Origin of the sequence: Nostoc sp. 'Peltigera membranacea cyanobiont' 213, from assembly GCF_002245975.1 — a bacterium.
GTDB lineage: Bacteria > Cyanobacteriota > Cyanobacteriia > Cyanobacteriales > Nostocaceae > Nostoc.
This window is the reverse complement of record NZ_NOLI01000144.1, coordinates 1-19,791: the sequence shown is the minus strand read 5'-3', so window position 1 is coordinate 19,791 and position 19,791 is coordinate 1. Positions and strand designations below refer to the sequence as shown.

Sequence of the window (19,791 nt, the reverse complement as noted above, 5' to 3'; positions counted from 1 at the left end):
GCTGCTGGAATTCTTTTGCAATATACATTTTGGCAGTTTTTGACCCCTATTTCTTCAAGCTTTGTGAGAAATCCGGGGGTACTGGTTCTTGGTTGGCTCCTTCTTTGGTTAGGTTAGGTAGAGTTCTTTCTCAGCAAGGTAAACAGGTGAAACTTTACTTTGTTGACCCAGATCGCGTTGAGTCAGCTAACGTTTTACGCCAGTGCTTCTGTGATGCAGAAATCGGACTCAACAAAGCCAAAACGTTGGCGCTGCGCTACTCCCTGGCTTGGAAGATGGAAGTTACAGCGATCGCTCAACCTTTCCAACCCGAATGGATTGTCCCCAGTTATAATACCCTGATTATTGTCACTGCTTGCGTAGATAATGCCAAAGCTCGAAAGTCAATTACCCAAGTACTTCAGCACAACACTCATCGCCCTGCACCTCACATTTGGCATTTAGATTGCGGTAACTCCAAGCGTAGTGGTCAGGTACTGTTAGGTTCTCATCTGTCTACTAACCCCAATGACTATCATTTCGAGGCTTTAGGCTGCTTTCGCTTACCTGCGCCAACTGTACAGCAACCCGACTTACTGGTTCCACAACCAGAAGAGTTGGCAGACAACAACTTGTCCTGTGAACAAATGGCCTTGCTTAATAACCAGTCCTTGAGCATTAACCAGCGAGTTGCTGCGGAAGCATTTGATTATTTATTACAATTGACGGCGGGGAAACTACGACGATTTGCTACTTATTTCGACTTAGAGAGTGGTAGCGGAAAATCCCTGTATACAACGCAAGTCAGTATTATGCAGGCGATTCTCCTGGGTCAATCCTGCGCGTAGGCGTACCGTCGTAGACATCGCTCCCCTCTCAAGTTAACAACCAAGCGCTGTACAGAAGCAACTGTACAGTGACTTCAATTAAGCAAACCAGCCCGCAACGCTAATACAGCTGCTTGAGTGCGATCGCTTGCACAAAGCTTGTTCAAAACCCCACGCACATATACTTTTACACTTCCCAGGCTGAGATAGAGTTTCTGGGCAATCTCGTTATTGCTATAGCCTTGGACAATTAACTCCAAGACTTGCAGTTCCCGATTTGTCAATGGATCTGCTTGCAGAATGCTTGCTTGCTCTGGGTCAATTGCAGAAATCGCTACCGTCTGAGTAGCATTCGGTTTTACCGCCGCCGCTCCTTGACGAGTATGCTTGAGAACAATACGAGCGATCGCTGGATCAATCCAAGACTGACCTTCATGGGTGATATGCAGCGCTTCCAGCAACAACTCGAACTTAATTGTTTTCACACAGTAAGAGTCTGCCCCGGCTGCAAACGCTGCCAGTACCATCTGCTCTTTTGCAAAGGAAGTGAGCATCATTACTTTAGTCTGCGCTGCTGTTTCCGACACTAGAGATTCCCGAAACTGCTGCACCAGCCATATTCCGTCCCTATCCGGCAAGCCAATATCAACGATCGCTATGTCTGGTTTTGTACTTTGGAGCAGTTTCAACCCATTGTCCGCTGTAGCTTCGTCACCCACGACTTGAATACCTTCTTGCTCGTTGAGAGAACTACGCATTCCAATCCGCGTTAAGCTGTGGTCTTCAATAATTGCTACTCGAATATCTCCCATCATTTACCTCAGCAGCTTGGTAACTATACTCTTACTCACGATCTGCGAACTCCGTTGATAGCTGCTGACCAATTCCTAAAGTTGCTGCAAAGAGGTGTTTTTGGCAATACCTTATCAGCAATGCGTGAATCTTTAGAACAAATGGCTCAGAGTAACCAAACTTTGTTGTCAATGGTCGATACCTTGTTAGAAGTTTACCAGTATGAAGCTGGAGGCAAAACTTTGGATTTCTTTGTGGTTGACCTGTGGGAATTATGTCAGCAAGTAGTGCAAGAACTAATGCCTTTGGCTAATGTTAAACATTTAACTCTCAAAGCTGTCTTGACAAAGGGTACTGAAGCTTCTTTAGCTAGGGTTAGAGGCGATCGCCTGGAACTACGCCGACTTCTCACTAACTTAGTTGGTAACGCCATTCGCTTCAGCGATGCTGGATCAGTAGAAGTTCGCCTCAATTCCACTGTTCAAGGGGTAACGATTGAAGTAGAGGATACAGGTATTGGCATGAATCCAGAAGAACAATTACTCTTATTTGATCGCTTTCGACAGGGCAAGCATCAACGTCGGGGGAACGGTTTAGGATTATATTTGTCCCGTCAAATTGTTGAAGCCCATCAAGGGAATATCTCTGTTTCATCGACTGTTGGGAAAGGCAGTATCTTCACTGTTTATTTACCTGTGACAACAGCTTATTCAAAAATGTTATCAGCATAAAAAATTTGGTAAATCGAGCTTAAGGATTTGCAGCGAAATAAGTTACTTAATTTATCAACAAAACTGATGATAAACGCTTTCAGCTATTCAGAAAAGTAACTTATTAACCATATCCAAGCGCGGACTGTCGGCATTTCAAAATTTTTGCAGCCGGAAAATGTACAGGTACACACCTGCATTTGGAAGTCACGCCTAGGATAATTGACCCAACGATCCCATCATCTTCTCGCTGATTTCCGTAAACATAATCCAGGGGAAGAGCATTAAAGATGCGCCAAATTATATAAGGAACGAACCGCAAAGGGCGTATTTGCGTAGCGTCTCGTCAGAGAAGGACACAAAGGAAGAAAGAAAATTTGGCGCAGCCTCACAAAGAAATGGCATAAGGTATTGAACTTTAGTATGAATTTAGATTCCAACCTTAGTTGGAGCCAACCTTACATTGATATATGGACTGATTCATCAATCATTGTATTGTACAAAAGTTTCAACTTTGAGTGGACGACAAGTTAGAGTTAATTGCATATATTTAGTTCAGGCAAATATTGAGAGCAATTTAGTTGCAATATTTCAGTTTACTTGACACAAAGAGAGTAAGAAGAGTGTTGTATGCTCAACGCTGATGCTGAACATACAGTATCAGTGAGCCTTGACCGTGACCTGATATTTTCCAATTCCTGTCTGATATATCTAAAAAAGTGTACATTGCTCGCATCAATGTTCGCGTTTTGGCAACAGCACGATCGGCTTTACGTCATCGTCAGATCAATTGTGTTATTGATTCTTATTCATGGTCTTCTGGTAACAGAATAATTTCTCAGTATTTGAAACAGCTTAGATCATCTACGAATTGAGTCAGTAATGTCAATCAATATTTCGTTGAGGATAATTTTATGACACGTATGCCATTACTAGTTGGAGATGATTTTGAGTATTCCAAAGTTCCAACTCAGAGTAACTTTTTTGGAAATTCTCCTATTAATCATGCACTCACTGCTGTCGCCCAAGAGGTCGCTAGATTGCTTCAACACGCAAATCCTGTTCAAGCTGATGGCAGCAACCATGTTGAAACAATTGCAATTCGAGCCATAGAACCGGAATACAGCCAAATCCTTACTATTGAAACGTTGACTGAGCGAGAGTTAGAGATATTGCAACTGATTGTTGACGGGTACAGCAATGATGGAATTGCCCAAAATTTGTACATCAGTACAGGTACGGCGAAAACCCATGTTCGCAATATTTTGAAGAAATTCTGTGCGAGCGATGCTGAAGGCAAGGCTTCTCTACGAGAGGCTACGCCAACGCCAACGCACTCAGGTAGCAATCCGGGCATGTCGATCAGGTCTTGTCCACTTAAAAGATAATGCTGTTTAATTCTCACTCATAAGGAGTCAAATCTATGTTATGCAAACACGAAACTGTGAAAGTTTTTCCATCCCATGTTGAAGCAGAAACCTAGAACGGCAAAACTAACTGGAGAGGTAAGACTAAAGGCTTAATTACGTATGTGTCTTAGAAAATATCAAACGAGTTTACTATGCTTCCAACCTACCTCTAGCAAGTTTTACCGCTCTAGGCAGAAACCGCCGTATTAGAACTGCAAAAAGCGGGCTTCGATATGCAAAAGATTTCGATCATCGGTAAAGACTATCAAACCACTGAACATATCCGTGGCTTTCTCACCTGGAAAGATACGGCTAAAGCTGGAGCCGGAGAAGCAGGTTATTGGGGCAGCTTTTTTGGTGGACTATTTGGCATTCTCACAGGGGTTGGTTTGCTGTTTATTCCAGGAGTCGGCCCTGTGATTGTAGCTGGACACATGTGAGTCCTCGGGGTACGCTAATGAAATTGGGTTTAGGAAATGGGGTAGCAAACTTGTTTGAGAAAGTGCAGATAACTGGCAAACCTGGCGATCTAATTCGCAGTGCAGCGTATTTGGAAATGCTGCCCACCCCACTGCATGACTTTAAGGCAACCACAGAATGGCTCAAGGAAGAAACTTTCCATCGCTATCACAGACCCAAGATGAAGCCAGAAACCACCGCAAAACAGCCTCTCTCTTCGGTTGAACAATGAGAGCGATCGCTCATTCATCTGTGTATGCCACTGGATTAGAGTGGACAACCTCCTTACCGCCGCCAAGCGAAAACTTTGAAGAGACCCACCATCACCTCAGAACCCTATGTTTACAGGGAATCTGACAGATTGACAGTTGATCGATCATCTATTGAAAGAGAAGCACTGATGAAGACACGAACAACAAAACGATTGATTGGTGGAATCTTAACGATTGGCATGATTGGACTGCTACACTCGCAGCCTCTCTTCGCGCTTACAGTCAGCCAAGCTCAACCAAATTCCTCTCAAGACTATGTACTTCCCTACCGGGGCAGTTGGACAGGAACCTTCCGTACTGTCGGTTCTCAGGGGCAGATACTCGTATTTATCGATCCTGCCGGCAAACTGTACGGAAGTTTGAAGTCTAATGATGGTGAGAACTTTGCTCAAATTAGCGGTTATCATCGCGGAAGTAATTTTCATCTGGTTTTCACCCCTCCACCCAGCAGCCTTAACCAGTTTGGCACCGCTACTCCTTACACCGTTGATGCAACCGCAAAGTGGGAGCAAGGTGTGAGTCGATTTGTCATCTCAGCCCCAACTAGAACGGGTCACTCACAATTATATACATTTGAGAAATCAATCGATAATCGATAAAACAATACATCGAACGGAGTTGCGATCTCCTCTGGCGAGGCTTAAGCCCATCGCTTCCCTTTTGTACAGGTGATTTGAGCAGGAAGGATCAAATATTGCTGTTCTGTTAATGAACCAGAACCTTATCTCTAATCAGAACCGACTCTATGCAAACGAGAATTACATTGGAGAAAAATTATGCAGATGGGAGTGATTGGTCTGGGACGTATGGGTGCGAACATTGTTCGGCGATTGCTGCAAAACAACCATGAATGTGTGGTGTTCAATCGCACATCTGACAAAGTTAAACTACTTGCATCTGAAGGGGCGATCGGCACTTACAGCTTGGATGATTTTGTCCAGAAGCTCAATAAACCTCGTGCGATTTGGTTGATGGTGCCAGCCGGAGAACCAACTGAGCAGATGGTGAAGGAACTGGCTGCAAAACTGGATTCCGGCGATATCTTAATTGATGGCGGCAACTCTTACTACATTGACGATATTCGACGGGCAAACGATCTGATGCAAAAGGGCATTCACTACCTAGATGTGGGAACCAGTGGCGGAGTGTGGGGTTTGGAGCGGGGTTATTGCATGATGATTGGTGGATCTGAGATGGCGGTTCAGTATCTCGATCCAATTTTTAAATCATTAGCTCCCGGACGGGGTGATATTCCGCGTACTGTTGGACGGCAAAAGGTAGGCGGTACGGCTGAAGAAGGCTATCTGCACTGCGGATCGAATGGGGCGGGGCATTTTGTCAAGATGGTGCATAATGGCATCGAATATGGCTTGATGGCAGCCTACGTAGAAGGATTGAATATCTTGCATCACGCCAATGTAGGTAAGCAGAACCGTGTGGCTAATGCTGAAACGACCCCCCTCCGCAATCCTGAACACTATCAGTATGACTTTAATCTGCCTGATGTTGCCGAAGTTTGGCGACGGGGCAGTGTAATTGCCTCTTGGCTACTGGATCTAACTGCGATCGCCCTCCTGGAACAACCAGACCTATCAGGCTTTGGGGGGCGCGTGTCTGATTCAGGCGAAGGACGCTGGACGATCGCAGCCGCCATTGACGAAGGCACTCCTGTCCCTGTACTCAGCGCAGCCCTGTATCAACGGTTTAGCTCACGCGGCGAAAATGATTTTGCGGATAAGCTGTTGTCTGCCATGCGTTTCCAGTTTGGCGGACACGTAGAACAACAGGCAAAGATAAAATCATGACGATCGCCACTGCACCTCAGTCTTAAGTTGAAAGCTCGGTTCATCCAGCTTGGCAAGATATGTCGTAAGCCCAAAGGAAATAAGTTTTACCAAACAATAATTTTAGGAGAAACACAATGACTCATCGAGTAAAAGAAATTCTCAGTTGGTATGGCAGCGACAATCCCGGAACGCTGACTAATTTAGCCCGGTTGCTGAATCATGGCAAACTAGCTGGAACTGGCAAAGTCGTCATGCTGCCTGTGGATCAAGGCTTTGAGCATGGGCCAGCTAGCAGTTTTGCGCCCAATCCACCAGCCTATGATCCTCGCTATCATTTTGAGTTAGCGATCGCAGCAGGATGCAATGCCTATGCCGCACCGTTAGGATTTTTGGAAGCGGGAGCGCGAGAATTTGCAGGTGAAATTCCCCTAATTCTGAAAGCCAATGATCGCGATGTGTTACTAGCTGAGTCAGACCCAACGCAAGCACTCACTGGCAGCGTGGAGGATGCGCTGAGGTTAGGATGTGTGGGGATCGGTTTCACTATCTATCCAGGTTCAGCCCATCGGTTTGAGATGTATCAGCAGATTCGAGCCTGTGCCGAGGTAGCAAAGCGGCATGGATTAGTCGTGATGATTTGGTCTTATGCGCGGGGATCGGGTTTAAGTAAAGTGGGTGAGACAGCGATCGATGTGATTGGCTATGCGGCTCAGATTGCGGCTCAATTGGGCGCTCACATCATCAAAGTGAAACTGCCCAACGAACACGTTGAACAGGATGCAGCCCGCAAGGTGTATGAGCAAGAGCAAATTCCGATCGCAACATTATCTCAACGAGTGCATCATGTGGTGCAATGTGCCTTTAACGGACGGCGGATTGTCATTTTTTCAGGTGGGCCGATCGACAGTGATGATGCTTTCCTCAATGAAGTTCGTGCCATTCATGCCGGACATGGATTTGGTTCGATTATCGGACGCAATTCTTTCCAGCGTTCCAAGCCAGATGCACTGCGATTGCTCAACACAATCATGGATATTTACAGTGAACAGTCTCAGACCATTCGCACTCCTGCACTGACCTAATTTGTCTATCAAGACTGTTTTGATGAGTTTGCAATCGAAATCGATCAAAACAGCCTAAAAATTGGGTTTGTTGTCTCTATTACGAACCGACTCCTCACCTTGAAGCAATCTTTCCCACCCCAATATGCCTGACTTTTTTCATCGCTTGCATCTCTCTACTGCTGCCAGGAAAGCTAGATCATGAGAAAATCTCGTCCAAAGCCTACCCTATTGAAAGATTATCGTGCCATCATTCCTGCTTCCTTTTTTGGCATGATTCTGGGTTTGGCAGGATTAGGTAGTTGCTGGCGAGTAGCTGCTAAACTTTGGCACTTGCCTACCTGGATTAGCGAAGCAATTATGTTGCTGACAATTGCAATCTGGCTCGTGTTGTTGCTGCTTTATGTGGGTAAATGGCTGTGGGCGAGAGCAGATGCCTTAGCTGAATTTGAGCATCCTGTTTTGTGTTGCTTTATCGGATTAGTGCCTGTGTCTACGATGTTTGTGGCGCTAGCGATCGCACCTTACTCTCGTGCGATCGCCATCACATTATTTGTTGTCGGTGCAATTGGTCAGTTAAGCTTTGGCGTGTATCGTTCCGGTCAGCTATGGATGGGAGGACGTAAGCCAGAAATAATCACACCCATTCTCTACCTCTCTACAGTCGCAGGTAGTTTTGTCAGTGCGATCGTTGCTAGTACCCTCGGTTATCGAGAATGGGCCCCGTTGTTTTTTGGAGGAGGGCTGTTTTCGTGGCTAGCACTGGAGTCGATGATTATGCAGCGCCTCTACTTGTTAGAAGCGTTGCCTAAACCACTACGTCCAACGCTGGGCATTCAACTTGCCCCCCCTGTTGTTGGCTGTGTTGCTTATTTGAGTATCACCAATGGTCAGCCTGATGCCTTTGCCCAGTTTCTCTTCGGTTATGGACTGTTGCAAGCGCTGATTCTACTGCGGTTGCTACCGTGGTTATTTCAACAACCCTTTACAGCTACCTACTGGGCATTCACCCTCGGCATTGCTGCCCTGTCGCTGGCATCCTTGCGCCTTGTTGAACGCGGCATGACTGGAGTGATGCAAGAATTGGCACTACTGCTATTCATTGGCGCAAATATTGCGATCGGCAGTATTGCTCTAGGGACAGTGCGGCTCTTGCTGCGGGGCAAATTACTAAGCTAACGATCATTCATTTTTCCAGAACACATTGGGAGTAGAACTTATGGCATTTGATTTTAATTATGCAAAGAATTATAGGCTTCATTGAGTTTGTTAGCTGATTCTTCTAATAAGTGTTGTTCATGAGCATTTCTTGATAACAGCAGTTGGCGCTGAATACCTGTTGAGCCAATGATACATGGAAGTCCAAGAACAACTTCACTGCCAACTCCATAGTTAGAATCTGCTCTGGCCGATACTGGAAATATCTGCTTTTCATCTCGCAGGATGGTATCAACTAACTGACAAACTACTGTTGATATACCATAGCTTGTATTTCCTTTGCGTTCAAAAATGTTATAGCCTCGTTTACGAGTTAACTGTGCGTACTCTTGCTGAATTTGTTCTAGCGTTGCTCCTTGTGGTATGGGAAATTTAGTTAACAGAATTCCCCCAATAAATGCACTAGACCAAACGACAAATTCACTGTCTCCATGCTCTCCAATCACATAAGCATGAACGTCTTGTTTTGCAACATTCAGTCGCTTTCCAAGTTGATATCTCAGTCTAGCAGTATCAAGAACGGTTCCCGAACCGAAAATTAGGTTTTCTGCTCTGGTGGAAGTAGCGATCGCAATCCGCGTGAGTACATCCACTGGATTGCTAACGATAAGTACGATTGAATTCGGTGCAACTCGATCCAATTCTTTGATTGTCGAACGTATAATCTGTGCATTGTCACTCAATGTATCTAATCGCGTCTGTCCTTGTTTTTGCTGCACCCCAACAGTCACAATAATGATATCTGAATCAGCTAAATCTTCATACTGATTTGATGGTATAATTTCCATCTCTTTAAGTAGGGGAATGCTATCTTCAATATCCCATGCTTGCCCCTCAGCTTTTGATAAGGTTCGGTCAAAAAGGACAACCCTTACACATTTACCGAGTAGAACTAAAGCATTTGCAACGTCTGCACCTACATTACCTGCACCAATAATACCGACTTTAGATGTTTTACTAATCATGCTATATCTACTTGACCTTCAAGAGTGAAATGTCGTTTATTTGGTAAGTCCTTGGGTCTGCAATTGCTGTATGCTTACAACTTGGAAAACAATATATTTAACCCTTCGGTCATTGTGGGATGAGTCAAAATCCCATCGCGCAGAACAGTGTAGGGCATCTGAGCTTGCATCACCATCTGCACTGTTGAAATCACTTCACCTGCTTCATGACACAACAAGGAACACCCTAGAATACGACCTGTATCTGCATCCACGATCGCCTTCAAAAGTCCATCGGTTTGACCGAGCGTTCTTGCTCTAGGAACGGCTGACGCATCCACCTTTGCCACGCGGATGGCATATCCTTGTTGCTGTGCTTCAGTTTCAGTCAAACCCACCTGCGCCAGTTCTGGATCGATGAACAGACAGGATGGAACCAATCGATCCCGTGTACTACGGTTGCCCTCATCAATTAAATTAGCTTTGATAATGCGATAATCATCGAGCGATATATGGGTGTATTGCGGCCCGCCATTGATATCGCCTAACGCCCAAATTCCGGGTACATTTGTCTGCAAGCGATCGTTAACTTGAATAAATCCGCGTGTATCAGTTGCCACACCAGCAGCAGCTAAATTTAAGCTATCGGTGTTGGGCGCACGACCAACGGCGACGAGCAAATGCGAACCTTGGAGGGTGATTTCACGATCGCCAACTTGGATTTGCAGGATGGTTTCATTACCAGTGCGATCAACCCTCAACACCTTCGCCTTCAGCAAGAATTCAATACCATCTTGTTCTAGCAGTGTTTGAACTGCGATCGCTATATCTGGATCTTGCTGTGACAGGATTTGCTCGTTTTGCCCAATGACAGTAACGCCAGAGCCAAAGCGCCGGAACATCTGGGCAAACTCCAAACCAATATAGCCACTACCAAGAACGATCAGGTGTTCAGGCAAGTATTCTAGCTCCATAATCGACTCACTGGTTAAAAACTCAACTTCAGCAAGTCCGGGAATAGATGGAATTAACGGTCGTGTGCCTGTATTAATAAATAAGCGTTCGGCGGTAAGTAAGCAATTGTTCCCCTCAGTCGTCGTTACTGCGATCGTTTTGGGAGCAACAAACCTTGCTTCGCCAATGATCAAGTTCTTATCCAGAGCCGTTTCTAAATTGTGCAAGTTCATTTCACGCATCCCTTGCACAACCGCTCGTTTTCGTTGGATCACCTCTGCTAAATTAACAGTGGGTGTATTGGTTTTAACCCCATAAGCGGCACTGTTTCGCACTGTGTTTGCTACATTGGCACTCGCCACCATAGTTTTAGTAGGAATGCAGGCGATATTGATGCACCCGCCACCAATCATATTTAAACTGCGTTCAACCAGAGCGGTTTTACGTCCGTCAGCAACTAGCGCTGGTGCTAGTGTTTTACCAGCCTTGCCGCCGCCGATAATAATGTCGTCATAGTGTTGAGTGTCCACTTCCATATCCTTTGAGTTTGATCGGGTGAGTATGATTTCTAGAAGTTGTTATGAATTTTAGAAAAACTGGCTGACTAAGAGGGTTTTAGCAATAACGTATTTGGCGAGCGTAGCTCAAGATGCTTGCCCTAGCTGATTTTCCAAAAAGTTCATAACACCCGTGCTTAGGATTCAACTTTTTCTACAAGCTTGTTTCATCAAGATACGGTTGTTTTTATACACCTCTAAAGTTCCAGACTGTGCGTTATCCAACGTGCCATCCCACACCCAATATTCATAAATTCCACTCCGAAACTTATACACTCGAACACCTTCTGTCGCTTGCTTAGTTCCTTTGCCCAAACTTAAATTACCGTTGGGACTGGTCGCGCGATAGAGCAATTCACCGGAATTATAATTCTGCCAAATATTAATGTTGTACCGACCCTGGCATTTTGTACTCAGGATGAGGCCAGCAGTAGAATCAGCAGAAGCTCTTAAGGAAAAATTAGCGAAGATACTGATTGACAGAGCCAAAAGTAACGCGGATGTTTTCATGAGTGTTGTAAAATTGATGAGTTTGACATTACTGCATTGCTGCTACAACTTCATCTGTAGAAAGAACTACATTAGCTATATATCCAAAATTGATCAGTGCTGCTTTGTAGCCGTCGCCCAATTTCGGATGCCGAGGAGCTGCTGTTGCATCCTTAACGACAAGAACCTCAAATCCCTGTTCGAGCAATTCGCGTAGGTGAGCTTCAACACAAAGATTCGCCAACATTCCGAGTAAAATGACTTTGCTGATGTTGCGTTTACGTAGTTGCAAAACGAGATCGTTGGTTTGCGGCCCATAGACTTTGTGAGGACTGGCCACAATCGTCTTCCCATCCTCAATGAAGGGCTTGTAGCGATCGAGCCAGTCAGCACCCGATCCCAAGAATCCATCGAGGCTCAACGCGCCACGGCGATCGAACTCCTTAACCTCAAGCATCATTTGCTCTAGGTTGCCGGCAAATTTCCAATTATGATCGGTGGGGTAGTAATAGTGAGGGGAGATAAAAACCTCGAATTCATTCTGCTTTGCGGCTTTGAAGATTCGCTCAATGTTCTCGACGGTGTTGTTATCTTTAACACTCTCACCCACCAAATCCCAGGAAACCCCTTTTTCGCTCAAGACATCGTTTTGCGGATCGATGACGACTATTGCGGTGTCATTCTTGTTGATGTGCATGGTTTTTCTGCTTGCTTGTTGATTTTCACTGTTCTCTTTCTTAAAAACCACCCGCGATATGCAGCGTTTTCCTAGTGATTCAGAATCAGAATATCTTGGTTGCTAGAGCGATCGCGGTGGGCGAATTATCTGGCAGTAGTCACCCCATTTCAGACTTTGACACCACTGCCTAAATGCTGTTTCAAAAACGCCAAGGTGCGATCGCGTGCTAATTCTGCAACTTATTGGCGATCGGCGGAACTAAGTGCTTGATAGATTAAAGGTGCAATGATAGCGATATTTTTCACCAACTCATCCGAGAGAGAAAATCGCTGTTTTAAGTAATTAGGATCGTTGTAACTCACCCACACCTTCCCGTCAGTCGCTTCCCATGCCAGTACTTTCAGGGGTAAATCCAGGGCGATCGTTGGTTCTGCCACCATGAGGAAAGTTCCAGCTTTCGGATTGCCAAACAGCAACAACTGTGTAGGACACAGGCTTAGTCCGACTTTTTCGGCTTCAGCCTGTTGATCAATGCGGGCAAAAATGGTGATGCTTTTTACTTGAAGGACAGCTTCTAATCGATCAATGGTTACAGGCACTGAATATTGACTAAGCTGGCTAATGATGCCGTTGTTTGCATTCATAGCAGTGGATTTCTTGTAAGATAAAAACTGGGTGATATGGTCTTTGGGCTTTTCAAAGATTGAGGTCTGACAATCCGGGGTGATCGTCAGGACGACGACCTAGTATCCAGTGGTATTTGCGTTCGCGTAGCGTCTCCTGATGCCTCCGGCACGCTTGCGCGAACGGAGAATCGCTCTCCTGAATTGGCAGGTCGTTGATGCTGGCAATACGCCATCGCATTAATCCATGTTCGTCAAACTCCCAATTCTCATTGCCGTAAGAACGGAACCAGTTGCCAGCATCATCATGCCATTCGTAAGCAAACCGGACAGCAATGCGGTTGTCTTGAAAAGCCCAAAGCTCTTTGATCAGACGGTAGTCTAATTCTTTAAGCCACTTACGTGTCAAGAACTGAACGATCGCCTCACGACCAGATAGAAATTCTGAGCGGTTGCGCCAAATGCTATCCGACGTGTAAGCGAGTGATACTAGTTCAGGGTTACGTGTGTTCCAAGCATCTTCTGCAATTCTGACTTTTTGGATAGCGGATTCATTATCAAAAGGCGGCAGGGGTAGTCGAGAATTTTCGGGGTTGTTCATAGTATGTAAGTGGTAGAATAGCGATTCTCGTTCCGAGAGGCTTTGCCAACGTCTCAGCATGGTCAGATTAAAATTACAGCAGATTTCAAGTTTGTGGAGTACACAAACTAAATCCCAAAGCCAGGTATGAACCCTGTTTTACTTCTGGATTCTGAATTCTGCTGTAAGTGCGTGCCGACCGAATTACCTCAAAAGCAGTTTAATACAGATCAATGACTACCACCCGCGATGTGCAGCGTTTCCGCAGATGCCCCCGTCACAACTGCGATTTTTCCCTCTAGTTTTTTGATGATGATTTCTTAGGATCGGGCAGCGTGAACTCCACAGTTTCGCTAGTGATTACTTTGTGCGTGGGGTCAGCTAGTTCGATCAGCACCTTGTGTACGCCAGGTTCCAGTCCGACCAGGATGATCGTTTCCCCACTGGCATCGACAAAGTGCCACGGCGCGTCGTCAACGGTGATGTGGATATGACCGATGCGCGGCGATACTTCGAGGGCACCTTTGCCAAACACTGGCAACACACGCAAATTCTCCGTCCGGTACTGGATGAAGACACGTCCCTGTGCCAGTGGTTCGGGAAGCGGTGGATCGACAATCAGCTTGGGTGGTGCTTCGTTTTCAATCGCAATCAACGGTGATGATCCAATAATGTCTCTAGCGCTCGGTGTGTGGCTGTTCATAGCAGGTAATTACCTGAGAGTAGTTTGTATTACGATCGAAATGGCACTAAGATAAGCCGAAAGTCTTGTTTCACCCCGTTCCCAGCCTGTAGGCTGGGAATGTATTTCGAGAGGCTCTGCCTCTGATCAAGCCTTTGGAGGCGGAGGCTCTCAGAATTAGTTCCTAGCCTAGAGGCTGGGAAGCAAGGGTTGTGTCTTAACTTAGTGCCATTCCGCTTTCCCCTTTTCCCCTACCTAACTCGGTAAGCAGCAAAGCGATGGAAGAGCATCTTTTCCTTTCCCCAAAAACATCGATCGCATCCTATTGCAGATGTTTCTTCAATTCAGCAGCAGCTTGAACAAACAGAGAGCGGACTTGTGGCAGTTCGGCTAAACCATTGAGCAGTCCAAAGTCATGAATCATGCCGTTGTACTGCACCGTTGTCACCTCTACCCCAGCTTCATCGAGCTTGCGTCCGTAGGCTGTGCCTTCGTCATGCAAAATATCGCTCTCTGCAACCACAATTAATGCTGGAGGCAAGCCTTTGAGTTGTTCAACCGTCGCTTGTAAGGGAGATGCGTAGATGTCTTTGCGCTTTTCTGGGTCAGGGATGTACAGGTCATACATCCACTTCATCGTGGGTACGGTTAAGTACCGTTTGTCGCCGAATTGATGATAAGAATCCGTTTCAAAACTAGCATCGACGATCGGCCACATCATGATTTGTAGCTTGATGTGTGGTCCTCCTTTTTCTTTCGCCTTCAAAGCAGTGACTGCTGTCATATTTCCGCCGACACTGTTGCCGACCACTGCCAGATTCTTGCCATCCACCCCAATCTCTTCACCATGCTCGGCAACCCATTTGGTCGCAGCATAAATCTCATTGATCGCCTGTGGGTACTGAGCATCTGGCGTGCGCGTGTAGTTGACAAAGACCCCTGCAAACCCTGAAAGCACAACCAGATCGCGAACCATGCGCTTGTGTGTTGGATAATCACCTAACACCCAACCACCACCATGAATAAAGATGAAAACAGGCAATGTGCCTTTAACGCCTTCCGGTCGCACGATATTGAGCGTAATCGAATAACCGTCAGCGATAATTTTCTTCTCAGACTCTTCAATGCCTGAAAGGTCTACTGGAACAGAAGCCTGTGCATCCGCGAGTACTTGACGTGCCTCGATTGCAGTGAGTGTCTCTAGCGGTACACCTCCTGAATTCAGCACTTTCAAAAATTCCTTCACCCCACTGGAAAGACGTGGATCGTCTGCAACTTCCAAAATCTTTGCTTGTGAATTTACTTGAGCAACCATGACATTCTCCTTTGATAATTAGTAAACAATCTGTTGAAATGACACTGTTAAGTGAATTGGTTTAACAGTGATGCTCGATCGGCAGCGATCGTGAAACGGCGATCGCTTTCTACTGGCATCGTTTCCCACCCGGAATTATTTGTTACTGGTGAAAAGGTTGTCGAACTAGCGGGTCGCTGCCTCAATCGGTTGTTTCCACACCGCAGCAGCATAGAGCGAGTCCTCAAAATCGGGGGCAATATCGCCTGTGATACGTGCCTCATGATGCGCCCAGTCCTTAAAGAACAAGTCGTGACTGATGCGCGATACTATTGCAGGTACGTCGCGGCGGATGCTATGGATGTCACCAACTGGCAATCCGAAGCTGACCAAACCAGCAGGATTAAATATGTGAATGTCTTTCAGATAAGGGGCAGTGCCAGGTACTTTTTCTTGGTATTCGTGGGCGCTACCGAGGTAAGGATGTGCCCCCAAACCGTCATCGCGCAGTCCTTCTGGTGGCTGGTAGCGATCGCGCCAGAGGGCAATATGCTGGGCAAAGTCGGCTAGTTCCGGACGCTTTGTTGGGTCAACGAAGTAACCAGTGCCAGCGATCGCAAAATCAAACTCGAAAACATCATCGTTCACCTCGATGGCAATGCGTTCGCCTTTGGCGGCGGCTTCCGCATCGCCCAGTTTCCGTGCCGATTTCCAAGGTGCAGATAGATGGATGTGAAAGTTCGGGAAAGCGATCGCTCGCTTAATCGAGTTCGGGGGTGGCGCGGTGCCTGCTTGACGAAAGTGCCAAGCCTGGAACCAGCGGGCTGCATCGGGTAGTTGGGGATAGTTGTCGTAAGCACCAGGGTAATCCCGTACCCGCAGGACTGAGAGAGATGCGATCGCCGATCGCCGTACAAATAGATGTACTGCCTTAGCTCCCGATTCCAGCGCCACTGCTGCTGCATCGAAAGCTGAAGCCGCCGCACCCAGCACCGCCACAGTCTTACCGCGCAGTGCTTCAAAATCGATGGCATCGGCGGTATGTGCGTACAACGTGCGGGGTAAGTCAGCCAGTATTGGAGGTATGTACGAACCACCCGTGCCAGCCACGCCATTGGCGAAGATAATTTTGCGCGTAGTCTCTAAGAGCGGGACACCGTTTACCTCAAGGTGTAGGCGGAAGAAACCTGCGACTGGTTCAATCCGCACCAACTTCGTCTGGTAACGAACCTGGATACCGAGGAAGTGCCGATACCAACTGAGGTACTCAGCCCAAGCTACTCGCTCAATGCGATCGATCTTTGCGTAGGCTGCCGCACCGTGCCGCGCTTCGTACCAGGCTTGAAAGGACAATTCTGGGATGCCTAGTTCAGGACCTGGCAGATGTTTCGGTGTGCGGAGCGTTCTCATCCGCGCTCGCGTCAACCACACGCCTGCATGAGCCTCGTCATCGGCTGCATCGATCTCTGTCACGCGACCGATCCCTGCACGTCGTAGCGCAAATACAAAGGTGCTACCGCTACCGCTGCCACCTATTATAGTGACATTGTGATCGATGCCAGGGCGATCGGGTACCCAGTTATCGGGATCGGGACCGAACAGGCGTAGTGTTTCTCGGGCAGTAAAATCGGAATTGCTCGTTGTCATGTTGATCTCCTCATATCTCGTTGCGATAGATGGAAGAATCGGAATAGCAGACAATTAAGCTGTTAAGCTAACGCGCCTACATATTGCACTATTTTCCGTGTAGACCGTGATTAGTCATCAGTCATTAGTCATTAGTGTTTACTAAGGACAATTGACAAAGAACAACCTCACCAGTTGATGTGCAATCTTATTTGCGTAACAGCTTAGTAGGTTTTTGTTCGTGGGTTTGGATTCGCTAGAGCGTGTTATGAACAACTGCCAGAAGCTAGAAAAGGGTTCGTGTTGCTACCACGTCGTTGGGTAGTAGAGCGCAGTTTTGCATGGACGGCTCAGTTTCGCCGTTTAGTTAGACAAGGATGGGTTGCAGTCGTGACGTGAGAAATTGAGCGATGTAGTTTGCGATCGCATCCCCATCCTCTTCCAGCGCAAAATGTCCGGTATCGAGTAAATGCAACTCAACGTCTTTTAGGTCGCGCTTATAGGGATGAGCGCCTTCTGGGGGGAAGATGTAGTCATTCCTACCCCAAACAATCAGGGTTGGTGGCTGATATTTGCGAAAATACTCCTGCCATTGCGGATATAATGGTGGATTGGTGCCATAGCTATACAGCAGCGCCAGCTGAATCTCATCGTTTCCTGGGCGATCGAGGAAATGTTGATCGATAGTCCAGGTATCGGGGCCGATCGCTTCTAGATTGCGAACACCATTGGTATATTGCCACTTCGTCGCTTCCAGGGTGACAAGATATTCGAGCTTTTCAGCATTTTCAGGCGATCGCTCTTGCCAGTATGCCTTAATTGGTTCCCAGAATTCGCGCAGACCTTCCTCGTAAGCATTGCCATTTTGAACAATCAGAGATTGCACGCGCTCTGGATATTTAGCGGCAATCCGATAGCCAATGGGTGCGCCATAATCCATCACATAAAGGCTGTACTTTTTGAGAGCGATCGCAGCAATGAATTTCTCTACAATCTCAGCCAAGCGATCAAATGTGTAATCAAACTCATTTACACTTGGCATCGAACTGTTACCGTAGCCAGGGTAGTCAGGAGCAATGAGATGGAATTTATCAGCAAGGGCAGGTATAAGATTGCGGAACATGTGAGACGACGTTGGGAAGCCGTGCAATAACAGAATCGTTGGATTATCACGAGAACCAGCTTCACGATAAAAGATATCTAAACCATTAATCGAAACGGTGCGATATGTAGTCATGGGATTACTCTTTGTAAGTGATAAAAGCCTTTTGGACTTCAAATCTGTGCCATACCGCCATCGACAAACAACTCAATGCCGTTCACAAAGCTGCTGTCATCTGAAGCCAGAAAAACAACCGCTTTGGCAATCTCATCGGGTGTGCCGACTCGTCCCAGTGGGATGGTGCTGGCTTGGCTGTCCACGAATTCTTGCAACTGCTGGTCATTGAGTCCCAAATGATCGTAACCAGGAGTCGGAACCACACCAGGGCTAATGGCATTCACTCGGATCTTGCGTTCTCTGAGGTCGAGTATCCAATTCCGAGCAAAGGATCTCACGGCGGCTTTGGTGGCGCTGTAAACACTGAAAGCTGGCGTACCTTTTATAGAAGTAATCGAAGCATTCAGGATAATAGAAGCGCCCTCTGGTAACAGTGGCAGCGCCTTTTGTACGGTGAACAGCAAACCTTTGACGTTTACGTTGAATGTTTTGTCAAAGTGTTCCTCAGTGATTGCTCCAAGTGGGGCAATTTGTCCACCGCCAGCATTAGCGAAGATGATATCGAGGTGTCCAAGTTCTTGCTTAATGGTGGCAAACAGACGATCGAGGTCTGCCAGATTAGAAACATCGCTCTGCACAGCCGTAACATTTTTACCAATGGCTTCCACCGCAGCATCCAGTTCGACTTGGCGACGACCTGTGATGTAGACATAGGCACCTTCAGCAACAAACTGTTTGGCTGTAGCAAGACCGATACCACTGTTACCACCCGTGACAAGGGCGATTTTTCCTTCTAGTTTTCCCATTATGCTAATCCTTTGATTGTTGGGTTTAAAGCGGTAAGTTGTTAATAGAGAACGGAGTCAGGAGGAAGAATAGTCAGCCGATATTGGGGAGCTAGGGCGATTGCCTTTTGTATTTTAACAAGCGTGCCATTCCTTACATCTCTTTTGATTGATCTGCTTAATGACGCTGCTTGAGACCTACAACGAGGTCGGTCACTTGACGTTGAGCCTCTGCGCTCAGTGAGTCAAAGTCGTCTAAGAAGAATTGACGTTCTAGCGCTAACTTCCGGGTGTTGAGTAACCCTTCGATCTGCCAACCTTCGTCGCCTTTCGTTACGACGTATAGCGGCAGCGAATCTCGTGACGGTGAAGTTTCGGTTTGTCCGGGCAGTATTACCCTGATAACTACGAGCATGAGCGCGAGTTGCGAGTTCACGAAGCGGACAAAATCCACCTCACCCTCCAGGCGTGTTCCTTTGACAACTGTGTCGAACGCTTGTTTATGAAATGCAGCGATTTCTTTTCGACCCTTGAGATGCGTGCCCTCGAACGTGATGAAATCAGCAGTTTCGCTGAACGGGGCAGCGAAGCCTTCGCCGCTACCTCGATTCCAAGCATCAATCATCTGGCGATGGAAAGCACGGATTGCTGACTCGTCAGTAGTAGTGGTGGTTTGAACTGTTTGTGAATTCATAGTTTTGAGTTTTCCTTTTAAGTGATGGACGAAAGGCTGGCAGGCTTGCGACCGGCAATTCGTTTATCAACAGTGTGAAGCTCACTGTTACTGCCAGGTCAAGCGAGCAGGCGCAACGATTCATTCCAGAGCCGATCGGCATTGTCTGGGT

Annotated in this window: 23 protein-coding genes and 2 pseudogenes; 10 read left to right on the top strand and 15 right to left on the bottom strand. The window is 46.7% G+C overall.

Annotated elements, in window-relative coordinates; translation table 11 throughout:
- The coding region (locus tag CDG77_RS27875; protein ID WP_094332522.1) for a ThiF family adenylyltransferase at positions 1–827 on the top strand (827 nt) is incomplete at its 5' end.
- Positions 828–901: 74 nt separating this feature from the next.
- On the opposite strand, the gene CDG77_RS27870 is transcribed toward CDG77_RS27875, so the two are convergent.
- On the bottom strand, positions 902–1,618 hold the full coding sequence (locus CDG77_RS27870) for a response regulator (RefSeq protein ID WP_094332518.1): 717 nt from the start codon (positions 1,616–1,618) through the stop codon (positions 902–904).
- Between CDG77_RS27870 and CDG77_RS27865 the strand changes: the two genes are divergently transcribed.
- The 8 genes and pseudogenes from CDG77_RS27865 to tehA all read left to right on the top strand — a co-directional run bounded on the left by CDG77_RS27865 (position 1,583) and on the right by tehA (position 8,475).
- On the top strand, positions 1,583–2,329 hold the full coding sequence (locus tag CDG77_RS27865) for a sensor histidine kinase (protein WP_223270012.1): 747 nt from the start codon (positions 1,583–1,585) through the stop codon (positions 2,327–2,329). The genes CDG77_RS27870 and CDG77_RS27865 overlap by 36 nt on opposite strands.
- An 893-nt stretch (positions 2,330–3,222) precedes the next feature.
- Positions 3,223–3,696: a LuxR C-terminal-related transcriptional regulator gene (locus CDG77_RS38915; RefSeq protein ID WP_190234083.1), complete on the top strand. Its 474-nt coding sequence runs from the start codon at positions 3,223–3,225 to the stop codon at positions 3,694–3,696.
- Positions 3,697–3,920: 224 nt separating this feature from the next.
- Positions 3,921–4,157: pseudogene (locus CDG77_RS27850) on the top strand (general stress protein); the annotation flags it as partial.
- A 17-nt stretch (positions 4,158–4,174) separates the two neighbouring features.
- Positions 4,175–4,408: a hypothetical protein gene (locus tag CDG77_RS27845; RefSeq protein WP_223270010.1), complete on the top strand. Its 234-nt coding sequence runs from the start codon at positions 4,175–4,177 to the stop codon at positions 4,406–4,408.
- 168 nt (positions 4,409–4,576) lie between these two features.
- Complete coding sequence (locus CDG77_RS27840; protein ID WP_094332516.1) at positions 4,577–5,047, top strand: hypothetical protein; 471 nt, start codon at positions 4,577–4,579, stop codon at positions 5,045–5,047.
- A gap of 177 nt (positions 5,048–5,224) precedes the next feature.
- On the top strand, positions 5,225–6,253 hold the full coding sequence (gnd, locus tag CDG77_RS27835) for a phosphogluconate dehydrogenase (NAD(+)-dependent, decarboxylating) (protein ID WP_094332515.1): 1,029 nt from the start codon (positions 5,225–5,227) through the stop codon (positions 6,251–6,253).
- Positions 6,254–6,369: 116 nt separating this feature from the next.
- Entirely contained in the window at positions 6,370–7,317 is a 948-nt protein-coding gene (locus CDG77_RS27830) for a class I fructose-bisphosphate aldolase (protein WP_094332514.1), read from the top strand.
- A gap of 180 nt (positions 7,318–7,497) precedes the next feature.
- The gene (tehA, locus tag CDG77_RS27825; protein ID WP_094332513.1) at positions 7,498–8,475 is read left to right on the top strand and encodes a dicarboxylate transporter/tellurite-resistance protein TehA; all 978 of its coding nucleotides are present in this window, start codon (positions 7,498–7,500) and stop codon (positions 8,473–8,475) included.
- Positions 8,476–8,528: 53 nt separating this feature from the next.
- On the opposite strand, the gene CDG77_RS27820 is transcribed toward tehA, so the two are convergent.
- The 10 genes from CDG77_RS27820 to CDG77_RS27780 all read right to left on the bottom strand — a co-directional run bounded on the left by CDG77_RS27820 (position 8,529) and on the right by CDG77_RS27780 (position 16,963).
- On the bottom strand, positions 8,529–9,479 hold the full coding sequence (locus CDG77_RS27820; protein WP_094332512.1) for an L-lactate dehydrogenase: 951 nt from the start codon (positions 9,477–9,479) through the stop codon (positions 8,529–8,531).
- Between the two features lie 74 nt (positions 9,480–9,553).
- The gene (locus tag CDG77_RS27815) at positions 9,554–10,948 is read right to left on the bottom strand and encodes a mercuric reductase (protein WP_094332511.1); all 1,395 of its coding nucleotides are present in this window, start codon (positions 10,946–10,948) and stop codon (positions 9,554–9,556) included.
- Between the two features lie 165 nt (positions 10,949–11,113).
- Positions 11,114–11,479: a hypothetical protein gene (locus CDG77_RS27810; protein ID WP_223270009.1), complete on the bottom strand. Its 366-nt coding sequence runs from the start codon at positions 11,477–11,479 to the stop codon at positions 11,114–11,116.
- Positions 11,480–11,507: 28 nt separating this feature from the next.
- Positions 11,508–12,206 carry a cysteine hydrolase gene (locus CDG77_RS27805; RefSeq protein ID WP_223270008.1) on the bottom strand — a complete coding sequence of 233 codons (699 nt, stop codon included), beginning with the start codon at positions 12,204–12,206 and terminating at the stop codon, positions 11,508–11,510.
- A gap of 170 nt (positions 12,207–12,376) precedes the next feature.
- Entirely contained in the window at positions 12,377–12,781 is a 405-nt protein-coding gene (locus CDG77_RS27800) for a DUF302 domain-containing protein (RefSeq protein WP_223270007.1), read from the bottom strand.
- Between the two features lie 52 nt (positions 12,782–12,833).
- The gene (locus CDG77_RS27795; RefSeq protein WP_223270006.1) at positions 12,834–13,421 is read right to left on the bottom strand and encodes a nuclear transport factor 2 family protein; all 588 of its coding nucleotides are present in this window, start codon (positions 13,419–13,421) and stop codon (positions 12,834–12,836) included.
- A gap of 217 nt (positions 13,422–13,638) precedes the next feature.
- Complete coding sequence (locus CDG77_RS27790; protein ID WP_094332508.1) at positions 13,639–14,043, bottom strand: DUF6130 family protein; 405 nt, start codon at positions 14,041–14,043, stop codon at positions 13,639–13,641.
- 301 nt (positions 14,044–14,344) lie between these two features.
- Complete coding sequence (locus CDG77_RS27785; protein ID WP_094332507.1) at positions 14,345–15,337, bottom strand: alpha/beta hydrolase; 993 nt, start codon at positions 15,335–15,337, stop codon at positions 14,345–14,347.
- A gap of 47 nt (positions 15,338–15,384) precedes the next feature.
- Complete coding sequence (locus CDG77_RS36870) at positions 15,385–15,522, bottom strand: hypothetical protein (protein ID WP_190234082.1); 138 nt, start codon at positions 15,520–15,522, stop codon at positions 15,385–15,387.
- Entirely contained in the window at positions 15,503–16,963 is a 1,461-nt protein-coding gene (locus CDG77_RS27780; RefSeq protein ID WP_094332506.1) for a SidA/IucD/PvdA family monooxygenase, read from the bottom strand. The genes CDG77_RS36870 and CDG77_RS27780 overlap by 20 nt, the downstream gene beginning before the upstream one ends.
- 258 nt (positions 16,964–17,221) lie before the next feature.
- Between CDG77_RS27780 and CDG77_RS35790 the strand changes: the two are divergent.
- Positions 17,222–17,314: pseudogene (locus tag CDG77_RS35790) on the top strand (IS5/IS1182 family transposase); the annotation flags it as partial.
- Here the strand turns inward: CDG77_RS35790 and CDG77_RS27775 are convergent.
- The 4 genes from CDG77_RS27775 to CDG77_RS37980 all read right to left on the bottom strand — a co-directional run.
- Positions 17,310–18,179: an alpha/beta fold hydrolase gene (locus CDG77_RS27775; RefSeq protein ID WP_094332505.1), complete on the bottom strand. Its 870-nt coding sequence runs from the start codon at positions 18,177–18,179 to the stop codon at positions 17,310–17,312. The pseudogene CDG77_RS35790 and the gene CDG77_RS27775 sit on opposite strands and share 5 nt — an antisense overlap.
- A 38-nt stretch (positions 18,180–18,217) precedes the next feature.
- Positions 18,218–18,967: a glucose 1-dehydrogenase gene (locus CDG77_RS27770; protein ID WP_094332504.1), complete on the bottom strand. Its 750-nt coding sequence runs from the start codon at positions 18,965–18,967 to the stop codon at positions 18,218–18,220.
- Positions 18,968–19,124: 157 nt separating this feature from the next.
- The gene (locus tag CDG77_RS27765; RefSeq protein WP_094332503.1) at positions 19,125–19,640 is read right to left on the bottom strand and encodes an SgcJ/EcaC family oxidoreductase; all 516 of its coding nucleotides are present in this window, start codon (positions 19,638–19,640) and stop codon (positions 19,125–19,127) included.
- A partial coding sequence (locus CDG77_RS37980) for a hypothetical protein (protein WP_223270005.1) occupies positions 19,603–19,791 on the bottom strand: 189 nt, incomplete at its 5' end. The genes CDG77_RS27765 and CDG77_RS37980, both read right to left, overlap by 38 nt.

Excerpts from the sequence above, each read along its gene's own strand:
- CDG77_RS27870 (WP_094332518.1), bottom strand. The coding sequence starts at position 1,618 with ATGGGAGATATTCGAGTAGCAATTATTGAAGACCACAGCTTAACGCGG.
- CDG77_RS38915 (WP_190234083.1), top strand. The coding sequence starts at position 3,223 with ATGACACGTATGCCATTACTAGTTGGAGATGATTTTGAGTATTCCAAA.
- CDG77_RS27845 (WP_223270010.1), top strand. The coding sequence starts at position 4,175 with ATGAAATTGGGTTTAGGAAATGGGGTAGCAAACTTGTTTGAGAAAGTG.
- CDG77_RS27840 (WP_094332516.1), top strand. The coding sequence starts at position 4,577 with ATGAAGACACGAACAACAAAACGATTGATTGGTGGAATCTTAACGATT.
- gnd (WP_094332515.1), top strand. The coding sequence starts at position 5,225 with ATGCAGATGGGAGTGATTGGTCTGGGACGTATGGGTGCGAACATTGTT.
- CDG77_RS27830 (WP_094332514.1), top strand. The coding sequence starts at position 6,370 with ATGACTCATCGAGTAAAAGAAATTCTCAGTTGGTATGGCAGCGACAAT.
- tehA (WP_094332513.1), top strand. The coding sequence starts at position 7,498 with ATGAGAAAATCTCGTCCAAAGCCTACCCTATTGAAAGATTATCGTGCC.
- CDG77_RS27820 (WP_094332512.1), bottom strand. The coding sequence starts at position 9,479 with ATGATTAGTAAAACATCTAAAGTCGGTATTATTGGTGCAGGTAATGTA.
- CDG77_RS27815 (WP_094332511.1), bottom strand. The coding sequence starts at position 10,948 with ATGGAAGTGGACACTCAACACTATGACGACATTATTATCGGCGGCGGC.
- CDG77_RS27810 (WP_223270009.1), bottom strand. The coding sequence starts at position 11,479 with ATGAAAACATCCGCGTTACTTTTGGCTCTGTCAATCAGTATCTTCGCT.
- CDG77_RS27800 (WP_223270007.1), bottom strand. The coding sequence starts at position 12,781 with ATGAATGCAAACAACGGCATCATTAGCCAGCTTAGTCAATATTCAGTG.
- CDG77_RS27795 (WP_223270006.1), bottom strand. The coding sequence starts at position 13,421 with ATGCTGAGACGTTGGCAAAGCCTCTCGGAACGAGAATCGCTATTCTAC.
- CDG77_RS27790 (WP_094332508.1), bottom strand. The coding sequence starts at position 14,043 with ATGAACAGCCACACACCGAGCGCTAGAGACATTATTGGATCATCACCG.
- CDG77_RS27785 (WP_094332507.1), bottom strand. The coding sequence starts at position 15,337 with ATGGTTGCTCAAGTAAATTCACAAGCAAAGATTTTGGAAGTTGCAGAC.
- CDG77_RS27780 (WP_094332506.1), bottom strand. The coding sequence starts at position 16,963 with ATGACAACGAGCAATTCCGATTTTACTGCCCGAGAAACACTACGCCTG.
- CDG77_RS27775 (WP_094332505.1), bottom strand. The coding sequence starts at position 18,179 with ATGACTACATATCGCACCGTTTCGATTAATGGTTTAGATATCTTTTAT.
- CDG77_RS27770 (WP_094332504.1), bottom strand. The coding sequence starts at position 18,967 with ATGGGAAAACTAGAAGGAAAAATCGCCCTTGTCACGGGTGGTAACAGT.
- CDG77_RS27765 (WP_094332503.1), bottom strand. The coding sequence starts at position 19,640 with ATGAATTCACAAACAGTTCAAACCACCACTACTACTGACGAGTCAGCA.